We start from the raw sequence: 19,489 nt of genomic DNA, 5'->3' as shown, positions 1-19,489 counted from the left end.
CTGGGGGAGGGAAGGAGGGGGCGTGCGGCAGTCGGAGCGCTAGCGCAGCGGCGCGCCCCAACGGACCTGCTCGCGCAGGCGGTTCTTCAGGAGCTTGCCGCCCGCGTTGCGCGGCAGTGCCTCGGCGACGACCGTCGCGTACTGAGGGATCTTGAAGTCGGCGAGGTGGTCCCGGCAGTGCGCGATCACGGCGTCGACGTCGATCCGGTCCCGGTCGGTGAAGAGGACGGCGCCGACCTTCTCGCCCATCACGTCGTCGGGCACGGCGAGGACCGCGGCGTCGCTGACACCCGGGGCGGACAGCAGGACCGCCTCGACCTCCACGCTGGAGATGTTCTCTCCGCCGCGGTTGATGATGTCCTTGCTGCGGTCGACGATGTGGACGCGACCGGCGTCGTCGACGCGGACGATGTCGCCGGTGTGCAGCCAGCCGTCGACGATCGTCTCCTCGGTGGCTTCCGGCCGGTTCCAGTACCCCGTGGTCACGGTGACACCGCGGACCACCAGCTCGCCCACGTGCGGGTCGTCGCCGACCGGTACGACGCCGATGTCCACCGAGGGCGCCGCGTACCCCACGGAATCCGCGTGCTCGACCGCGTCCTCGTGCGGCATGACCGTGATCAGCGAGGCGGTCTCGGTCATGCCGTAGCCGTTGACCAACCGGGTCTGCGGGAAGGCGGCCTGGAGAGCCCTCACCAGTGACGGGGCGATCGGAGCGCCTCCGTACGCCGCCCAGCGCACCCCCGACACGTCGGCGCCGGCGAAGGCCGGATGCCGCAGCAGGAGGGAGTACACGGCGGGCACGGTCACCATGAAGGAGATCCGCTCGCCCGGAAGCGCCTCCGTCAGCCGCGGCAGATCGAGCGCAGGCATGATCACCGAGGTCCCGCCGAGGTACGCCGCGACCATGAACTGCGCGTTGCAGGCCGTGACATGGAACAGCGGCACGGAGATCAGGGTGCGCAGGTCCGGTCCGACATCGCCGGGGATGCCGAGACATCGGATCAGGTTCTCGGAGTTGGTGAGGAACGCGCGGTGCGTGGTCGGCACGCCCTTGGGGCGTCCCGTCGTTCCCGAGGTGTAGAACAGCGCGGCCACATGGGAGGGTTCGAGCTCGTCCGCCACGTACGGATCGCCTTCGGGCAGCGGAGTGAGCGCCGACAGATCGACCTTCACGCCGGCGTCGCCGAGCACGAACTCCACCTCCGGCTCGGCCGACCGGGTGTTCACCGCCACGGCGACACCGCCGGCCAGGACCGTTCCCCAGAAGGCGAGCGCCCAGTCGGTTCCGGCCGGATACCGTACGGCCACCCGGTCGCCGTGCCGCACGCCTGCGGCCCGCAGACCGCCGGCCACCCGCGAAGCGCGCTCCCACAGCTGGGCGTAGGTCAGACGTTCCCCGCCGAGTTCGACGACCGCTTCGACGTCCGGGCGGGCGTCGACGTGGGCCCGGAGCATCTCCGGAAGCGTCGCGGGCAGATCCGAGTAACCCGGGACGCCGTCGGCGTCCCTCACGACGCCCTCCCGTGGGAAGGGGTTCTGCGAGCGCGGGATCTCGCTGACTGCAAGGGCCATGGGGGCTCTCCAAGAAGTGTGCGGGGGCGGCGAGTGCCGTGTGCCGATGCGACCGGAGCGTCGCCGCGAACGCGGGCGTGGCCGTCTCCGTACTCGGGCCGCGGAAGGCGCCTCGTGGGCGCGGGGTGCCGAGGGTGGGGTGCGGAATTCGAACTCGAATTGATTCGAGTTTAGCGAGCGGAATCGTGCCGTCAAGGTCTCGCGCCGGGGGCTTGGCTCTTCGGTACGGGGAGGCTCGACCCGCGGTTCACTCTGCGGTCGCTCGTCGCGCGTTGCGCCGGCTCCCGTTGACCAGGTCGTTCCAGCGATCGACCGCCCAGATCATTCGCAGGCCCAGGCGCCCCAGCGCCACGGCGGGCGGGAACTTCGACTTCCGCGTCCATACGTGTTCGAGGTCGTCGTGCCGATGCCCGTCGATGATCATGTCGGCGATGAGCGAGCCCACGTACGGCGCTTGCGCCAGCCCGTGACCGTTGCAGGCGATCGAGTAGAAGGTGTTGTCGCCGACCTGGCCCGCGAGCGGCAGGAACGAGGAGGTGATCGCGATCCACCCGCCCCAGGCACGCTTGACCGCGACGTCCGCGAGAGAGGGGAACCTCCTCGCGAAACCCTTCGCCAGATCGTCCACGGTTCCCTGGTCCGGCGCCTTCGCGGGCAGCGGGAACTTCGTCCCCCGCTCGAGCCTCCGGACACCGAACACGATGGTGTTGCGTGAGGTCAGGCGGTAGTTCTCCATGATGTTGTGCTGCGTCACGAGCCCTGACCGGCTCGTCCAGCCGAGCGGCCAGCCGCTCCTCGTCGATCGGCTCCGTCTCCGCCTCGATGATCCAGATCGGGACGGAGAGGTTCCTGGGAGTGATGTCCCACTCTCCCGCGAACGCGTTCGTCGCCAGCACGACCTTGTTCGCCCGCACCGCACCACGTGAGGTGGAGAGCACGACCCGGCCATCGCCATCGTCCCGGGTGACGTCGGTGACCTTCGTCCCTTCGAAGACCCGGGCCGAGGACGCCAGCAGCACCGTCCGGATGCCGCGGCTGAACTTGCCGGGGTTCATCATTCCGCCGATGACCTCGCGCATCCCGCCGACGAATCCGCGGGGGATGCCCAGCTCCGCACTCGTGCCCACCTCGACGTGTCCGCCGACGCGCCGCAGGATCCTGGCGACCCGGCGTACCCGGCCCATCTGCCCGCGCGACACGGCGGCGAAGCAGTTGCCCACCGGTTCGTAGTCACAGTCGATCTCGTGGGTGTCGATGAGGCCCTCGATGAAGTGAGCGGCGTTCTCGGCAAGCCGCACCATGCCGGGCATCTTCTTGCGGTACACGAGATTTCAGCGGGCGATGAACGGCTCGGTCAGGTGCGGTGTGGCGAGGTGGAGGGTGCCGGCGGCCCGGCTCCGGAGCACCCGCTCCCTCGAGGACCTTGCCTGCGCGACGTCCATCTCGTGGGCGTAGGCGAGTTCGGGGTGGAGCAGTTGGATCGCGTGCACGAGCAGGTCACCGGTGACGGCGACCAGGTCGCGACCGGATTCGACGAGCACGCTCTGATGCCCGGGCGTGTGACCGGGAGTGGCGCACACGCGCTCGCCGCCGCGCAGCGGGGCGTCTCCGTCGAGCAGACGTAGCTGATCGGTCTTCCGGAGCGGGTCGATCACGGCGGACCGCAACTGCGGGTTGACCTCGTCGATCGCGTCGAGTTCGGCCCGCTGCAACAGGTACGTGGCATTCGGGAAGTACGGCCGCGCCTGCTCGCCGCCGACGACGGCCCAGCCCACGTGGTCGGTGTGGAGGTGCGTGAGCACCACGGTGTCCACATCGGACGGCTCGATACCCGCGGCGGCCAGCGAAGCCGGGAGCGCCCCGGGCACGGGGGCCCATGAGGCCGCCGGGCTGTCGGCCGGGCCGATTCCCGCGTCGATCAGCGTCACACCCCGGTCGCTGCGGATCGCGAACGCGCGGAACTGGAGCCACCAGCGCCCGTCGGCGTCGAGCGCGCCGGGATCGAACCGGTCGGCCGCCGCCCACTGCTCGTCGGTGGCCTCGGGAAACGCCTCCGACCTGGGGGAGAAGAAGGGGCCCGCGCTGTCGGCGAGCGCGATGACGGTGTACGGACCGACCTGAAGGGAAGGGGGCATCCTGCAGATCATGCCACCGGCGAGCGGCCCCCGGCCAGGCGTCCCGGCTCGCGGAGGCCCCCTGCCGCCTCCGCCGTCACCACACAGGCAACCGCGGCGAGTTGACCACCGCGGCGGGCCGACAGGCGTTACGCGGGTGGGGCGAGTCCCTGCCGCGGCCGGCCTCCGCATAGGCTTGTCGAGTGAGTGAAGGGACCCCCGATCGGGCCGAGACCAAGACTGCGGGTGGCGGCGACCCGCAGCACTTCGGGGTCGCGCTGCGTCGCATGCTCGGCGAGATGAACCGGCTGGTCCACGGCTTCGCGCTCACGCAGAGGCTGCATCCCACCGACGTCCACGCGCTCTCGTTCGTGCTCGACAACCCCGACGCGACCACTCCGGGACTGCTCAGGGAGCATCTCGGCCTCACGTCGGGAGCCGTGACCGCCTGCCTCGACCGGTTGGAGAAGGCGGGCCACATCCGGCGCAGCAGGGCCGACGACGACCGGCGGGTGGTCCACATCCACTATGTCGAGGGCGCGCGGTCAGTGGCTCGGGCCTACTTCATGCCGCTCGCACAGGCGGCTGACCGTGCCCGAGGGCAGTTCACAGAAGACGAACTCGCGGTGGTCCTGCGTTATCTCGACGCGCTGAACGACGAACTCGGCGAGCTGCGCGTCCCGCAGCGCTGAACCCGCCCCCTGCCCCCTGCCCCCCGCCCCCTGCCTCTTCCTGCCGGTTGCCGACCGCATCCGTTCCGTGTCCGTGGGCGGAAAGCACGGTGATCGACCTGGGAGTGCGGTACCGCCCTCGTGATCCACCCGGTGTCCGGGGTTCGAGCACGCGTGGGCTAATCTCTCTCGATCATTGAGATTATTGACGGTCAAGAGATGTTCGGGGGTTTCCATGTCCACACCCGTGCGGTGGGCGAGCAGGTTGCTGCCGCTGCTGATGGTCGTCGTCTGGCTCGCCGTCGGGGGAGGGCTCGGCCCCTACGCCGGCAAGCTGGGCGATGTGGCGACCAACGACCAGGCCGCCTTCCTGCCCAGAAGTGCCGAGTCGACCCAAGTCCTCCAGGCCCAGGAGGCGTTCCGTCAGGAAGAGACGCTTCCCGCTCTGATCGTCTGGACCGCTGCGGGTGGCGGGCGACTCGAACCGTCGGCGCGGGCGGTCGCCACACAGGCCCTGACCTCCCTGAAGGGTGCCGAAGGCGTGGTCGGTGCGCCCTCCCCGGCGATTCCGTCCGCGGACGGCGAGGCCCTGCGGGGGATCGTCCAGCTCCGTCCGGACCTCGGTGACGAGCTGCCCATGACGCTGGAGAAGGTCGACGCCGCGGTCTCCGTCGTGCCGGGAACCGAGACGTGGCTGGCCGGCCCCGCCGCCACACAGGCGGACCTCCGCGACGCGTTCGCCGGCATCGACGGTCTGCTCCTCGTCGTCGCCCTGGTGACCGTCCTGGTGATCCTGCTCCTGGTGTACCGGAGCGTCCTGCTTCCGCTGATGATCATCATCGGTGCGGTGTTCGCCCTCGGACTGGCCTGCGCGGTCGTCTACGTCCTGGCGGACAACGACATCGTGCGGGTCGACGGCCAGGTACAGGGCATCCTGTCGATCCTCGTCATCGGCGCCGCCACGGACTACGCCCTCCTGCTCGCCGCGCGGTACCGGGAAGAGCTCGGCGCGCGGGACGGCGACCGCATTCCGGCCATGCGCGCCGCACTTCGGCAGTCCTTCGGGCCGATCGTGGCCAGCGCCGCCACCGTCGCGCTCGGCCTTCTCGCCCTCCTCCTCAGCGACCTCACCAACAACAGGGCCCTCGGCCCCGTCGGCGCCATCGGCATCGCCTGCGCCGTGCTGAGCGCGGTCACGTTCCTCCCCGCGGTCCTGGTCCTGCTCGGGCGGGCCGCGTACTGGCCCGCCCGGCCCAAGGCGGCGACCGGGGACGACGCGCACCCCGTCTGGCGCAAGGTCGCGGCCCTCGTCGACCGCGCGCCGCGCAAGGTCTGGGCCGGTTCGCTCGTGGCGCTCCTCGCCTGTGCCGCCTTCTCCTTCACGCTCGACTCGAAGGGCGTTCCGCTCGACGAGATCTTCGTCAAGGACGCTCCCTCCGTCGCCGCCCAGGCGCGGCTCGGCGAGCACTTCCCGGGTGGCGCCGGCAACCCGGTCGTCGTCATCGCCGACGCCGACGCCGCCGAGAAGGTGCGCACCACCGCCGAGGCCGTCGACGGAGCCGACTCCGCGACGGTGTACACCACCCCGGGCACCTCACGGCCGCTCGTCGCGGACGGCCGGGTCCGGATCGATGTCACCCTTGCCGATGCCGCGGACTCCGACGCCGCCAAAGCCGGCGTCGCCGACCTGCGGACCGTCCTGCACGCCGTACCCGGAGCCGACGCCCTGGTCGGTGGATACACCGCCCAGCAGTACGACACCCAGCTCACTGCGGAGCGGGACCGGAAGCTCATCATCCCGGTCGTGCTCGCGATCATCCTGGTGATCCTGGTCGGTCTGCTGCGCTCCCTCCTGCTCCCCCTGCTCCTGGTGGTCACGGTCGCGCTCAACTTCGTGGCCACGCTGGGCGTCTCCGCCCTGGTGTTCGAGCATGTCTTCGGGTTCACCGGAACCGATTCCGCCGTGCCTCTGTACGGCTTCGTGTTCCTGGTCGCCCTCGGCGTCGACTACAACATCTTCCTCATGTCGCGCGTACGCGAGGAGACGGAGTCGCACGGCACGCGCGAGGGCATGCGCCGGGGACTGATCGCCACCGGCGGAGTCATCACCTCGGCCGGTGTCGTCCTCGCCGCCACCTTCGCCGCGTTGGGTGTGATCCCACTGGCGTTCCTGGTGCAGATCGCGTTCATCGTGGCCTTCGGCGTCCTGCTCGACACGCTCGTGGTGCGATCGCTCCTGGTTCCGGCCCTCGTGCGGGACATCGGCCCCATGGTCTGGTGGCCGGGCGCACTCCGTAACCGGCCCTGATCCCCTCGGCGCTCGGGCCCTGAACCGACGCACAAACGATTCGACGCAGAAACGATGCGAGTTGCTCCAGGACGGCCGTCGGCCGGAATGTGAGGGGACGCGGGGCCGGTGAGGTCCCGCCGGATCGCCAGGACGGCGCTCCCACGGCGGCGGCATCAGCCCCCCGTGGAGGCACGCGCCACCGTCCGGAGGAGTAAGCGTCATGACCGCACACCGGATCACCGACGACGTCGCTGCCCCGACCGAGCGCCCTTCCCGCCATGTGCCGCCCGGCTGCGGGACCGACGACCGGATCGCCCGCGGACTCGTCGACGGCGACGAGTACTGCCTGGACGCGGCCTACCAGCGCTGGGGTCGACTGGTCCATGGGCTGGCCGCCCGGGCGCTGGGGGATCCCCGGGAGGCGGAGGACGTCGCACAGCAGGTCTTCGTCGCCGCGTGGCGTGGACGCGAGAACTTCGATCCCGAGCGGGGAACCCTGCCGGCCTGGCTCACCGGGATCACCCGTCGGAAGATCGCCGACGCTCTGACCGCCCGCACCCGCCGCACCGCGCTCGCGGCGACCCTCGGCGCCGCCCTGGAGCACGGGAACGGCGCCGCCGACGAGCCCGAGCGGGTCCTCGACCGGCTCGTGGTCATCGAGGAACTCGCCAGGCTTCCCCGCGTCCAGCGCGACGTCCTGCGACTCGCCTACTTCGCGGACCTGACGCAGGTGCAGATCGCCGACCGCACCGGCATGCCGCTGGGCACGGTCAAGAGCCATGCCCGCCGCGGCCTCCGACGCATGCGCCACAACCTGGCCCTCGCCGCGGCCGGAGACTGATCCGGCCCGTCGGCCGGGCCGTGACTCCAAGCAACCGATCGAAGAGGGCGGGCCGCCGGTCACGACCGGCGGACGGCCCTCACACAAGGGGTGGAGACGATGAACGGACGAAGTGTCGCGGTCGTGGGGGCGGGCGTGGCGGGCCTCACCGCAGCCCACATCCTGTCCCGCAGGCACGACGTGGTGCTGTACGAGTCCGAGGATCGGCTCGGAGGCCACGCGCACACGCACGAGCTGCCGGCCGCAGCGGGCGGGACCCTCCACGTGGACACGGGCTTCATCGTCCACAACGAGCGCACCTACCCCCACCTGCTCCGCCTCTTCCGCGAACTCGGCGTCACCACGCAGGACTCCGAGATGAGCATGTCCGTCCGCTGTGACGGATGTGGTCTGGAGTACGCGGGTGCCCGAGGCGTCCGCGGCCTCCTCGGCGGGGGCAACGTCCGCCGCGGCCGCCATCTGCTGATGCTCACCGACGTGCCGCGCTTCCACCGCGCCGCGCGCCGCCTGCTGTCCGCCGACGACACGACGCTCACACTCGGCGACTTCCTCAGGACCCACCGCTTCTCCGCCTACTTCGTCAGCCACTTCGCGATCCCGCTCGTCTCGGCCGTCTGGTCGTGCGCCCCCGATACCGCACTGCGGTATCCCGCCGCGTACCTCTTCCGCTTCCTCGACCACCACGGACTCCTGTCGGTGACCGGGTCCCCGCAGTGGAAGACCGTCAGCGGCGGTTCCGCGGTGTACGTCGAGCGCGTCGCCAAATCCGTCGCCTCGGTCCGGACCTCGACCCCGGTACGCACCGTCGTACGCGGTGCCGACCGCGCGACCGTAGTCACCGCCGACGGCGAATCCACGGAGCACGCGGCCGTCGTGATCGCGGTCCACCCCGACCAGGCCCTGCGCCTCCTGGCCGACCCCACCGAGCAGGAGCGACGACTCCTCGGCGCCTTCACCTACTCGACCAATCCGACCGTCCTGCACGGCGACACGAGGCTGCTGCCGCGGTCGCCCCATGCCCGGGCATCATGGAACTACTGGCTGCCCTCCTGTACCGCCCGACCCGGCTCCGTCCAGGTCAGCTACGACATGAACCGGCTCCAGCGGCTCCCCACCCACGAGCCCCACATCGTCACACTCAACCCGGGCCACCGCCTCGACGAGTCCACCGTGATGGCGCGCATGACGTACGAACACCCCGTCTACACACCGCGGTCCGTCGCCGCGCAGCGACTGCTTCCGGCCCTCCGCAGCTCCGTGACCGCCTACGCCGGCGCCTACCACGGCTGGGGTTTCCACGAGGACGGCTGCCGGTCCGGTGTCGAAGCGGCCCTCCATCTGGGGGTGACCTGGTGATGACCGGCCTCGTCCCACCGACACCGCCCGTCCCCGCCCTGTACGAGACCGAGGTCGCCCACACCCGCGTCACCCCCTTCCACTACGCCCTGCGTCACCGCACCTACCTCTGGCTGGTCGACATCGACGACCTGCCCGTACTGCCGAGACCGCTGCGCCCCCTCGCCCGCTTCGACCCGCGCGACCACTTCGACGGGAAGGCGCCCACGTTGCGCGCCGGTCTCGACGCGTACCTCGCCGGCCAGGGCGTACGGGACGCGGACGGGCAGGTGCTGATGCTCGCCCACGCGCGCGTCCTCGGACATGTCTTCAACCCGATCACCCTGTACTGGTGCCGGGACCGCGCCGGCCGACTCGTCTGCGTCGTCGCCGAGGTGCACAACACCTACGGCGGGCGCCACTGCTATCTCATGCGCCCCGACGGGCGGGGCCTTGCCGAAGTCGCCAAGGAGTTCTACGTCTCGCCGTTCCTCGACGTCGAGGGCGCCTACCGCATGCGGCTGCCGCTCCCCGGCGACCGCCTCGACCTCACGGTTCAGCTCCGCCACACGGACGGCTCCCGTCCGCTGACCGCCACGGTCCGCGGCGCCGGCCGGCCCGCTCGTGCCCGCACGCTGCTCGCCGCAGTGGTGCGACACCCCTGGTCGACTCTCGGCGTGTCGATCGGCATCCGCCGGCACGGGATCCGCCTCTACCTCAAGGGTCTTCCCGTCCGGCCGCGTTCCCGCACCGCCCCGTCCCCCCCAGGAAGGCACCCCGTGAACCTCTCTCTCCCCGCGACCGCGTCCACCGCACCTGCGGGCCCCGCCGAGGTGGATCCCGAGCGCTGGCCGGACGTTGCTCGGTTGCCCCGGGCCTCCTCCGCGCGCACCGCGGTCGCCCGCCGTCTCGTCGAGCGGGCCCTCGCCCGGTTGCCCCTGTGGACCCTGACACCGGACGACCCGTCCGGTGTACCCCGACCACGGGGTGGCACGACGGGCGGGCCCACCCTCACGCTTCATGACCCCGACGCCTTCCACCGTCGGATCGGCGCCGACGGACTGATCGGCTTCGGTGAGTCGTACATGGCCGGTGAATGGGACGCCGACGACGTGGTGGGAGTCCTCACCGTGCTCGCCCGGCACGTCGACGACCTCGTACCCGCACCACTGCGCCGACTCCGCGGAGCCTGGGTCCGGCGCAGGCCCGCCGTCGACCGCAACACCCTTGAAGGCGCACGCGAGAACATCCACCGCCACTACGACCTCTCGAACGAACTCTTCACCCTCTTCCTCGACCCCGGCCTCACCTACTCGGCGGCGATCTTCGACCCGCTGCCGCAGGCAGGAACCCTTGTAGGCGACACGGAGCTGGCCACTGCCCAGCACCGCAAGATCGACCGGCTCCTCGACCTGGCCGAGGTCGGTCAGGGCACCGAACTGCTCGAGATCGGGACCGGCTGGGGCGAGCTCGCCATCCGCGCGTCGGCACGCGGGGCCCGCGTCCGTACCATCACCCTCTCCGAGGAGCAGCTCGACCTCGCGCGCCGGCGCGTCGCGGACGCCGGGGCGGCCGACCGCGTGACGGTCGAACTCCTCGACTACCGCGCCGTTCAGGGACGTTACGACGCCGTCGTGAGCGTCGAGATGATCGAGGCCGTCGGCCCGGAATACTGGTCCGACTACTTCGTCGCCCTGCGCCGCCTCCTCGCCCCCGGTGGACGCGTCGCGCTCCAGGCCATCACCATGCCGCACGAACGGATGCTCGCCACCGCCCGCACGCACACCTGGATCAGCAAGTACGTCTTTCCCGGCGGGCTGATCCCGTCCCCGGAGGCCATCGCCCGCGAGAGCGCGGCCGCCGGACTGCGCATCACCCACGACACCGGCTACGGCGACCACTACGCGGAGACGCTCCGGCACTGGCGGGAACGCTTCCTGCGTGAGGAGAGCGCCGTCGCCGCGCTGGGATTCGACCACGTCTTCCGGCGCATGTGGGAGTTCTACCTCGCCTACTCCGAGGCCGGATTCCGATCCGGCTACCTCGATGTCCGCCAGCTCGGGTTCGTTGCCGACGACACGGAGGGAACCCGATGACCGCGGTCGACGCGGGAGCCCTCGGCGTCGTCCTGGCCGCCTCGGCGATCACCACGCTGGTCGTCATGCTGGTGGCGTTCGGGGTCGGCACGGCCAAGGGCGTCCATCGCATCGTGGACGTCGCCTGGGGGATCGCCTTCGCGGCCGTCGCCGTGGTGGCCTGGATTCTCTCGTCCGGCCACGGCGACGACGTCCGCCGTGCGCTGGTCGCGCTCGCCACCGTGGTGTGGGGACTGCGGCTCGCGGCCCATATCGCCCGGCGCGGACGTGGCCACGGTGAGGACCCCCGGTACGCCAGGATGCTCGCTCGTGCCCGTGGCAATCCCACGTCGTACGCGCTGCGGAAGATCTACCTCCTCCAGGGCGCGCTCGTCTGGCTCGTCTCCCTGCCCGTCCAGGTCGCGGTCCTGCTGCCCGAGCGACTCGGAGCGATCGGTTTCCTGGGCCTCGCCGTGTGGGCGGCGGGGCTCACCTTCGAGGCGGTGGGGGATCATCAGCTCGCCCGGTTCAAGTCCGATCCGTCGAACCGAGGCCGTGTGATGGACCGCGGGCTGTGGAGCTGGACCAGGCACCCCAACTACTTCGGCGACTTCCTCGTCTGGTGGGGCCTCTACCTGACAGCCTGTGCCACCTGGCAGACCGCCCTGCTCACCGTCGTCTCCCCGCTGGTCATGAGTGCCCTGCTCATCTGGGGCAGCGGGAAACGTCTCCTCGAGGCTCACATGGCCGATCGCCCGGGGTACGCCGCGTACCAGGAGCGCACGAGCGGCTTCCTGCCTCGGCCTCCCCGCCGCCGGGGGAGCGGGCCACGAACCGTCGACAACCGGCTCTGACCGTGAGCGACGAGCCGGATCCTGCTCGTGGGACGACGCCTCTGCTCAGCCGTCGGCGTGCCCGGCCCTGCTCAGCCGTCGGCGTGCCCGGCCCTGCTCAGCCGTCGGGGTGCCCGGCCGGCCGGCCGTAGAGACGGCCGATCGCGTCGAGGGCTTCGCGCAGGCCGCTGGGGCGGATCATGCCGTGAGCGGGCGCCCGGCCGAGCCAGCCGGGGCCCGCGAGCAGGACCAGCGGAGCGGTGCGGGCCCCCCGCACTCCGAAGGCCGTTCCCGCGACGTGACGGGCCAAGGCGTGATCCGCGGTGGACCTGGCCTGCGACCAGAGGGCGACGGCGGCCGGACCCGACCGCCGGACCGCCGCGTCCAGAGCCTCCGCCGGTACCGCCGCGCCGAACATCCTGGTCGGGAGCCCTTGCTCGGCCAGTCCCGCCGTCAGTGCTTCCAGGGGCAGCGTGTGCTGTTCCGCCGGGACGCAGGCCAGGACGACCGGAGCGGCGGAGGACGTGGTCACCGGGCCGGTGACGGCCGCCCGCCTCAGTGCGGTGGAGACATGCCAAGACAGCAGGTGCTCCACCTCGACGTAACGGTCGTCGGAGGACTCCCACTTGCGACCCACCGCGTGCAGCGTCGGGACCATCACCTCTTCCCACGCGGTGACCAGCCCGTACTGAGCAAGGACCTCCTGCAGCAGCCCCTCCATGGCCGCACCGTCCAGCCGCACGGCGGCGCGGGCCAGCCCGCGACACTCCTGCCGGACGCTGCCCAGCGGCAGCCCGCTGCCCGGTCCGGCACGGCGGGCCTCGACCGACGGCGCTCCCGTCGGCGGTGTCCTCCGTCCCACGGGCTCGGCGGACTCGGACGGGGGGACGGCGGCCGACTCGGTGGTCACCGGCCCGGCGCTCGGTCGCCGCTGGGCGGCATGTGCCGCCTCGGCGGGCGGAACGCCCGACGCCGTGAGCCGGCACATCTCCTCCAGCATCGCCACGTCCGCCGGGTACCACCGCCTGTGCCGCCCGTCCCCGCGCACGGCGGGACCGATGCCGTACCGCTGGTCCCAGGAGCGCACCGTGGTCGGCGAGACCCCGAGACGCCGTGCCACCGCGCCCGTCGTGATCCCGTGTTCAGGTTCGGCCATGTCATCCACCGTACGATGCGGAAACGATGCGAGTGGGGCGAGACGTCGACAGGTCTGCTGTCAGGTGCGTCCTGCCGCGGCGGCGGTCGGCAGGCACGCGGACACTTCGTCGGCCAGCCGCTCGAACTCCGGTCGCAACAGCGGTGCCGCCAGCTTTGCGAGGCCCTTGAACTTCAGCGAGGCCTGATACGTCAGCCGGGTGCCGTCCCCTTCGGGGTCGAAACGGAGATCGTCCACGGCGGTCACCGTGCTGTTCTCCCCGACGAAGACCAGCCGCGCGGGCTCCCGCACGACCAGCCGGTACTCGAGTTCCGTCGTACGGCCCCGGAAGCGTGACGTGTTGCGCCAGCGCGCCCCTTCCCGTACCGGCCCGTCGTCCAGCCGCACGCACGAGACCGTCCCGGGATCCCATTCCTCGGTACGGGCGAAGTCCTCCAACCAGGTCACCAGCTCGGGCAAGGGAAGGCGTACAACGAAACTGCGCTCCACACTGATCACCGCACGATCCTCCGTCTCTTCACCGAGGCCTTCCGGGATCCGGCCCCGACACTGATGCTTCCGATCGAGGGGAGCGTCGGATGCACCCGGCCGAGCCGCCTCCGGGAACACCGTTGCCTCCGGAACAGCGTTCAAGCGGCCCCGTTCAGGTCCTGGATCACCTCGCGGGCCGCACGTGCGCCCGATGCCAGCGCGCCCTGCAGCGAGCCGGTGGCGCGGTGATCGCCGCACACGTACCTGCCCGGTGCGAAACGCGTGCTCCTGGAGAGGGGGACGGCACCGGGCATGGCCGGCAGGGCGTCGGGGACGGTGACACGGTGGACGAGCTCCCAGTCGGTCGTGTCCGCGCCGTAGACCTCGCTCAGGGCGGGCAGGACGGCCGCGGTCTCGGTCGGCCCGGGGGAACCGAGGACCGAGGTGGACACCAGCGCCCGGCCGTCGGTCGAGAAGCCCGGATGGACGGCGGTGAGGACACAGGTGTTCAGGATTCTGCGCCGTGAGTCGACCACGAGCACGGGCTCCGCCAGAGGGGGCTCCGCCGTCGCGTGGTAGAGCGTGGTGACGGTCCGGCCTTCCGGCACGCGGAGCCCCGGGAGCAGCTCGGCCGCCACCCGTTGCCCGGTCGCGACGACGACCGCGCGGGCCCGCACCACGTCGCCGCCGGCGAGTGACACTCCGTCCGGCGCCGTGCCCGTGACGGCGACGCCGGTCCGCAGCACATGTACGGGCAGCCGTGAGGCGAGCTGGGCGGGAACCGCCCCGATCCCAGCGGCGGGAAGGCAGAGGGTGCCGCGCAGCATGCTCCGCCAGACCAGATGGAAGAAGCGGGCCGACGTCTCCAACTCGTCCTCCAGGAAGACACCGGAGAGGAAGGGACGGAAGAAGGTCTCCACCAGCTGTGGTGACACGCCCGCCTCGGCCAGGGCAGTGAGTGTCGTGGTCCCGTTGCCGCCCCGCAGCACGGAGGGAGGCGCGAGCGCGTCCCGGGCCGACAGCGCGCCCAGGGCGAGCAGGTCACGGCCGGACATGAGCCTGCCGGGCAGCAGATCACGGCACTCCTTGGGCCGCCGGGTCGGGTCGGCGAATCGGCGCAGCCCTTCCCGGGTGTGCACGAGCACCCCGGGTGTGAAGGCCCGCAGGCGGAGCGCCTTCAGGTCGATGCGGCGCTTGACCTGCGGATAGGACGTGTTGAAGACCTGGAAGCCCCGGTCGACCGTGAATCCCTTCACGCGGTCGGTACGCATGCGCCCGCCCACCGTGCCCTCTGCTTCCAGCAGGCGAACCCTCAGGCCCGCCGCGTCCAGGTCGCCCGCGCAGGCGAGACCCGCGGCCCCCGCCCCGACGACCACCACGTCGTACCGAACGTCATCCGTCTCCCGCATGGGTTCCCCACTCCTCGTACGTGGTCCGGGCGTCACGGGGCCAGGTCCTGCTCGAAGCGGGCGCCTGTAAGCCCTCGCCTCCACTTCGGCACGCGGGCGGACTTCGGATGCGTTCCGGTGCAGCCCGGGGGCCGCGGCGCAGCCGTGGAGAAATGTGCCGCTGATCTCATCCGGCGGCACGCTCGGAGCCGAAGCCTTGTTGAGAGGACAACTGATCCACGGCCGCGGACGGCCGGCGTCCGGCCGGTGGGAGGAGCACGTCATGAACACCACACTCACCCGACGTCGCGTATCGGCCGCCCTGGCCGCAGCGGCGCTCTCGGTCTCGCTCGGAGCGCTGGCGCCCCTGGCCTCTGCCCACGAGGGCGACAGCCCGTTCGGCTCCGGCTGCGCCTCGGTACCGAAGGAGGGTGCCGGTTCGTTCGCCGGTATGGCAAAGGACCCCGTGGCGACGGCAGCGTCGAACAATCCGGCCCTGTCGACTCTGGCCACTGCTGTGCAGAAGGCCGGTCTGGTGGACACGCTGAACAACGCGAAGGACATCACGGTGTTCGCGCCGACCAACGCCGCGTTCGCCAAGATTCCCAAGGCGGACCTCGCCAAGGTACTCGCCGACAAGTCCATGCTCACCAGGATCCTCACCTACCACGTCGTGGACGAACCGGTGAAGAAGGCCGACCTCGGGGACGGGTCCTTCAAGACTCTCCAGGGCGGCACGCTCACGACATCGGGGTCCGGGGACTCGTACAAGGTGAACGACACCGCCACTGTCGTGTGCGGCGATGTGCGGACCGCCAACGCGACCGTGCACGTCATCGACTCGGTCCTGATGCCGCAGTGAGGGAACGGCCCACATCCTGGCGTCCCGACTTGGGAGAGTCGCGCATCGAGGGGGCCGATTCGGCGGAGTCCGAATCGGCCCCTCGATCATCGCCGGGGCCGGCCGCTCACAGGTCCGCGCAGCCCGTCGCCGTCCGGGCGTACCCGAGGATCAGCCGACGCGCCTCGTCCGGGGTCAGTTGTGTGTTGCGGCTGACGATGTGCAAGCCGTACCCGTCCTCCAGCGCCACCAGGTTGCGGGCCAGGTCGGCGGGGGTCTCGGTGAGCGTGAACGCGCCTGCCGCGGCGCCGACTTCGAGCACCGTCGTGTAGAGCGCGACCTCGCGGGCGAACAGTGAGGCCATCAGCGCGGCGTGCCCGGCGCTGCGGTCCGCGCGCCGGTGCAGCTCGTACAGCAGGCTGTGCTGCGGGTCGCCCGCCCCGGTGGGCAGTCCGCCGGAGATCAGTCCGCGCAGCCGCTCGACGGGGTCGGCGACCCCGTCCGTGCTGTCGTGGCGGGCGGCGAGGTAGCGCTCGACGGCGCCCCGGTGCACCTCCAGGACCAGCTCGTCCATCTCCGGGTAGTAGTACAGGACCGAGCCTGCCGACATCCCCGCCTCGGCCGCGATGTCCTTGATCCTCAGGCCCTCGAGCCCCCGCTCCGCGATCGCGCGTCCCGCGGCGTCGACGAGGGCCTCGCGGCGTGCCGTCTGGTTCTTCGGTCTCCCCATGTAGCGATTCTCTGCCACCTGATTCAAGTAATGCAAGTTTCTGCCTCCAAGCTGTTGACGACCTTCCACTCGATTGTTTGACTTCGGGCTCAAAGAACGAGGAGGGTGGCCGGATGGCCGGGACACCGCCGCCACCTCGTCCGCCCCGATCACCGGAGTCACCGCCCATGACGACGACCGACACGTACGCCGACTGGCAGCGGCGCGCCGCCGCCCTCGACCTCCGCACCCGCGCCTTCATCGACGGCAGGTGGACCGGGGCCGCGGACGGCGCCGAGTTCGCCACCGTCGACCCCGCCACCGGCAAGGTGACCGCGCAGGTCGCCGAATGCGGTGCCGGGGAGATCGACGCCGCCGTGCGGGCCGCCCGTACCGCCTTCGACGACGGCCGCTGGTCGCGCACCGACCCCGCCGTGCGCAAGTGCGTCCTGCTGCGCCTCGCCGAACTCGTCGAGGCGAACGCCCGCGAGCTCGCGCTCCTGGACACGCTCGACATGGGCAAGCCGATCACCGAGTCGTACGGCATCGACGTGCCCGGCGCGGCGGGCTGCTTCGCCTGGTACGCGGAGGCGGCCGACAAGCTGTACGACGAGGTGGCCCCCACCCCGCCCGGGAACCTCGCGGTCGTCCGGCGCGCCCCGCTCGGGGTCGTGGGCGCCGTCGTCCCGTGGAACTTCCCGCTCGACCTGGCCACCTGGAAGCTCGCCCCGGCGCTGGCCGCCGGCAACAGCGTCGTCCTCAAGCCCGCCGAGCAGTCCCCGCTGTCCGCCCTGCGGCTCGCGGAACTGGCGGCCGAGGCCGGTCTCCCCGACGGCGTCCTGAACGTCGTCCCCGGACCGGGCGGGACGGCGGGCCGTGCGCTCGGCCTGCACCCCGACGTCGACACGCTCGTCTTCACCGGCTCGACGGCCGTCGGCAAGCGCTTCCTGGCGTACGCGGCGGAGTCGAACATGAAGCAGGTGTGGCTCGAAGCCGGCGGCAAGAGCCCCAACGTCGTCTTCGCCGACGCCGACCTCGACGCCGCCGCCGAACGCGCCGCCTGGGGCTTCCTCTACAACGCGGGCCAGGTCTGCTCCGCCAACACCCGCCTCCTCGTGGACGCCTCGATCGCCGAGGAGTTCACCGCCCGGGTCGTCGAGCATGCGGCGGCGTACGTCCCGGGCGACCCGCTCGACCCGGCCACCCGCCTCGGCCCGCTCGTCGACGAGGAACAGGTCGGCCGCATCCTCGACGCGGTCGCCCGCTCGGGCGGGCACGTCGTGTGCGGCGGTACGCGCCCGGCCCGTGAGGGCGCCTATCTGGACCCGACCGTCGTCACCGGGCTCGCCCCCGACGCACCCCTCGCCCGCGAGGAGCTCTTCGGGCCCGTCCTGACCGTGCTCCCGTTCACCGACGAGGCGCAGGCCGTCCGGCTGGCGAACGACTCGCCGTACGGGCTGGCCGCCTCCGTCTGGACCCGCGACCTCGCCCGCGCGCACCGCGTCGCCGACGCGCTGCACGCCGGGACGGTCTCGGTGAACACGGTCGACGCGCTCAGCACCGCGACGCCGTTCGGCGGCTTCAAGCAGTCCGGCTTCGGGCGCGACCTCTCCCTGCACTCCTTCGACAAGTACACGGGACTGAAGACCACCTGGATCGCGTACGCGTGACCGCAGCCGCCACCACCGCCACCACAACCGCCGCCCCTTGAAAGGACACACGGCCATGAACACCCCGCTCGCCCCCGCACAGCTCGCCGCCACCGACCGGGCGCACATCATCCACCCCTACCTGCCCGGCACGGCCGAGGAGCGCGTCATCATGACCGGCGGCTCCGGCTGCCGGCTCACCGACGCCGAAGGCCGCTCGTACCTCGACGCCACCGGCGGGCTCTGGCTGGCGCAGATCGGGCACGGCCGGGAGGAGATCGCGCGGGTCGCGTACGACCAGATGAAGCAGCTGGAGTACTTCACCAGCTTCTGGGAGTTCTCCAACGACCGCGCCGTCGAACTCGCCGCCCGGCTGGCCTCGCTCGCCCCCGAGGGCCTCGGGCACGTCTACTTCACCTCCGGCGGTTCGGAGGGCAACGAGGCCGCCATCAAGATGGCCCGTTACTACCACCACCGCCGCGGCGACACCGGCCGCACGTGGATCCTGGCCCGGCACAAGGCGTACCACGGCATCGGCTACGGCGGCGGTTCGGCGACCGGCTTCCCGGTCTACCACGAGGGCTTCGCGCCGATGATGCCGCACGTGTCGCACCTGACGCCGCCGTGGCCGTACCGGAAGGAACTGTTCGGCGGCCAGGAGCGCACGCCCGAGCAGGTCACCAACTTCCTCATCCAGGAGCTGGAGGAGCGGATCGCGGAGATCGGCGGCGAGAACATCGCCGCCATGATCGGCGAACCGATCATGGGCGTCGGCGGGATGCTGGTGCCGCCGCCCGACTACTGGCCGCGGGTCCGGGAGGTCCTCGACCGGCACGGCATCCTGCTCATCCTCGACGAGGTGGTCACCGCCTACGGCCGGGTCGGGCAGTGGTTCGCCGCGCAGTACTTCGGGATCACCCCCGACATCATCGTCACCGCGAAGGGCATCACCTCCGGCTACATCCCGCTCGGCGCCCTGCTGGTGGGCGACCACGTCGCCGAGGTGCTGCTGCGTGACCACGGCTTCCCGATGGGCTACACCTACAACGGCCACCCGGTCGCGGCCGCGGTGGCGCTCGCCAACCTCGACATCATCGAGCGTGAGGGACTGCTGGCCAGGGCCACCGCGATCGGCGGCCACCTGCACCGCGAACTGGAGAGCCAGCTCGGCGATCTGCCGATCGTCGGCGAGATCCGCTCCGTGGGCATGATGCTCGCCGTGGAACTGGTCGCCGACCGGAAGACCCGCGAGCCGCTGCCCATGCTCCAGCCGCTGCTTCCGGACGTCATCCGGCGCGAGAGCGGCGTCATCGTCCGCGACTGCGCCCACAGCCTGGTGCTGTCGCCGCCGCTGATCATGACCGAGACGGAGGCCAAGGAGACCGTCACGGCGATGCGCTCGGTCCTGGAGCGCACGCTCCCCACCGGCGAGATCCGCGCCTGACCGCCGGTTCCGGGGGCCGCCGTCGCCGACGGCCCCCGCCGCCGGCCCACGCCCCCGCCGCCGGCCCCGCCCTCGGCGCCCCACCTGCCCCGGTTCC

Annotated in this window: 16 protein-coding genes and 1 pseudogene; 9 read left to right on the top strand and 8 right to left on the bottom strand. The window is 71.5% G+C overall.

Annotated elements, in window-relative coordinates:
- Window positions 1–39: 39 nt before the first annotated feature.
- The 4 genes and pseudogenes from R2D22_RS05460 to R2D22_RS05450 form a co-directional block, all read right to left on the bottom strand.
- Window positions 40–1,575: a class I adenylate-forming enzyme family protein gene (locus R2D22_RS05460; protein WP_318101608.1), complete on the bottom strand. Its 1,536-nt coding sequence runs from the start codon at window positions 1,573–1,575 to the stop codon at window positions 40–42.
- A 247-nt stretch (window positions 1,576–1,822) separates the two neighbouring features.
- Complete coding sequence (locus R2D22_RS05455; RefSeq protein WP_318101607.1) at window positions 1,823–2,329, bottom strand: NAD(P)/FAD-dependent oxidoreductase; 507 nt, start codon at window positions 2,327–2,329, stop codon at window positions 1,823–1,825.
- A 64-nt stretch (window positions 2,330–2,393) separates the two neighbouring features.
- Window positions 2,394–2,876, bottom strand: a pseudogene (locus tag R2D22_RS36095) (NAD(P)/FAD-dependent oxidoreductase); the annotation flags it as partial.
- A 30-nt stretch (window positions 2,877–2,906) separates the two neighbouring features.
- A complete protein-coding gene (locus R2D22_RS05450; RefSeq protein ID WP_318101606.1) occupies window positions 2,907–3,710 on the bottom strand; it encodes an MBL fold metallo-hydrolase in 804 nt (267 codons plus the stop codon).
- 182 nt (window positions 3,711–3,892) lie between these two features.
- On the opposite strand from R2D22_RS05450, the gene R2D22_RS05445 reads away from it, so the two are divergent.
- The 6 genes from R2D22_RS05445 (at window position 3,893) to R2D22_RS05415 (ending at window position 11,755) form a co-directional block, all read left to right on the top strand.
- Entirely contained in the window at window positions 3,893–4,381 is a 489-nt protein-coding gene (locus R2D22_RS05445) for a MarR family winged helix-turn-helix transcriptional regulator (protein ID WP_318101605.1), read from the top strand.
- 214 nt (window positions 4,382–4,595) lie between these two features.
- Window positions 4,596–6,668: an MMPL family transporter gene (locus tag R2D22_RS05440; RefSeq protein ID WP_318101604.1), complete on the top strand. Its 2,073-nt coding sequence runs from the start codon at window positions 4,596–4,598 to the stop codon at window positions 6,666–6,668.
- Between the two features lie 202 nt (window positions 6,669–6,870).
- Window positions 6,871–7,491 carry a sigma-70 family RNA polymerase sigma factor gene (locus tag R2D22_RS05435; protein ID WP_318101602.1) on the top strand — a complete coding sequence of 207 codons (621 nt, stop codon included), beginning with the start codon at window positions 6,871–6,873 and terminating at the stop codon, window positions 7,489–7,491.
- 99 nt (window positions 7,492–7,590) lie between these two features.
- Window positions 7,591–8,847, top strand: coding sequence for an NAD(P)/FAD-dependent oxidoreductase (locus tag R2D22_RS05430; protein WP_318101601.1), 1,257 nt, complete (start codon window positions 7,591–7,593; stop codon window positions 8,845–8,847).
- Window positions 8,847–10,922 (top strand): DUF1365 family protein, encoded by a 2,076-nt coding sequence (locus tag R2D22_RS36090; RefSeq protein WP_411976975.1) that lies wholly within the window; start codon window positions 8,847–8,849, stop codon window positions 10,920–10,922. The genes R2D22_RS05430 and R2D22_RS36090 overlap by 1 nt, the downstream gene beginning before the upstream one ends.
- Window positions 10,919–11,755 (top strand): DUF1295 domain-containing protein, encoded by an 837-nt coding sequence (locus R2D22_RS05415; protein ID WP_318101600.1) that lies wholly within the window; start codon window positions 10,919–10,921, stop codon window positions 11,753–11,755. Before R2D22_RS36090 ends, R2D22_RS05415 begins: the two co-directional genes overlap by 4 nt.
- 97 nt (window positions 11,756–11,852) lie before the next feature.
- On the opposite strand, the gene R2D22_RS05410 is transcribed toward R2D22_RS05415, so the two are convergent.
- From R2D22_RS05410 to R2D22_RS05400, 3 genes are read right to left on the bottom strand one after another with little or no spacing between them, the layout of a single operon-like run.
- Window positions 11,853–12,890, bottom strand: a complete 1,038-nt coding sequence (locus R2D22_RS05410) for a MerR family transcriptional regulator (RefSeq protein WP_318101598.1) — start codon at window positions 12,888–12,890, stop codon at window positions 11,853–11,855.
- A gap of 60 nt (window positions 12,891–12,950) precedes the next feature.
- Window positions 12,951–13,523, bottom strand: coding sequence for an SRPBCC family protein (locus R2D22_RS05405; protein WP_318101597.1), 573 nt, complete (start codon window positions 13,521–13,523; stop codon window positions 12,951–12,953).
- On the bottom strand, window positions 13,520–14,770 hold the full coding sequence (locus R2D22_RS05400) for an FAD-dependent oxidoreductase (RefSeq protein WP_318101596.1): 1,251 nt from the start codon (window positions 14,768–14,770) through the stop codon (window positions 13,520–13,522). The genes R2D22_RS05405 and R2D22_RS05400 overlap by 4 nt, the downstream gene beginning before the upstream one ends.
- 262 nt (window positions 14,771–15,032) lie before the next feature.
- Between R2D22_RS05400 and R2D22_RS05395 the strand changes: the two genes are divergently transcribed.
- Window positions 15,033–15,611, top strand: coding sequence for a fasciclin domain-containing protein (locus tag R2D22_RS05395; RefSeq protein ID WP_318101595.1), 579 nt, complete (start codon window positions 15,033–15,035; stop codon window positions 15,609–15,611).
- A gap of 106 nt (window positions 15,612–15,717) precedes the next feature.
- On the opposite strand, the gene R2D22_RS05390 is transcribed toward R2D22_RS05395, so the two are convergent.
- On the bottom strand, window positions 15,718–16,320 hold the full coding sequence (locus R2D22_RS05390; protein ID WP_318101594.1) for a TetR/AcrR family transcriptional regulator: 603 nt from the start codon (window positions 16,318–16,320) through the stop codon (window positions 15,718–15,720).
- A 167-nt stretch (window positions 16,321–16,487) separates the two neighbouring features.
- On the opposite strand from R2D22_RS05390, the gene R2D22_RS05385 reads away from it, so the two are divergent.
- Entirely contained in the window at window positions 16,488–17,969 is a 1,482-nt protein-coding gene (locus R2D22_RS05385; RefSeq protein WP_318101592.1) for an aldehyde dehydrogenase, read from the top strand.
- Window positions 17,970–18,024: 55 nt separating this feature from the next.
- A complete protein-coding gene (locus R2D22_RS05380; RefSeq protein WP_318101591.1) occupies window positions 18,025–19,392 on the top strand; it encodes an aminotransferase family protein in 1,368 nt (455 codons plus the stop codon).
- Window positions 19,393–19,489: the final 97 nt, after the last annotated feature.

The sequence above is a fragment of the Streptomyces sp. HUAS YS2 genome, assembly GCF_033343995.1.
GTDB lineage: Bacteria > Actinomycetota > Actinomycetes > Streptomycetales > Streptomycetaceae > Streptomyces > Streptomyces solicathayae.
The sequence above is the reverse complement of the archived record's forward strand: the minus strand, read 5'-3'. Positions and strand labels throughout refer to the sequence as shown.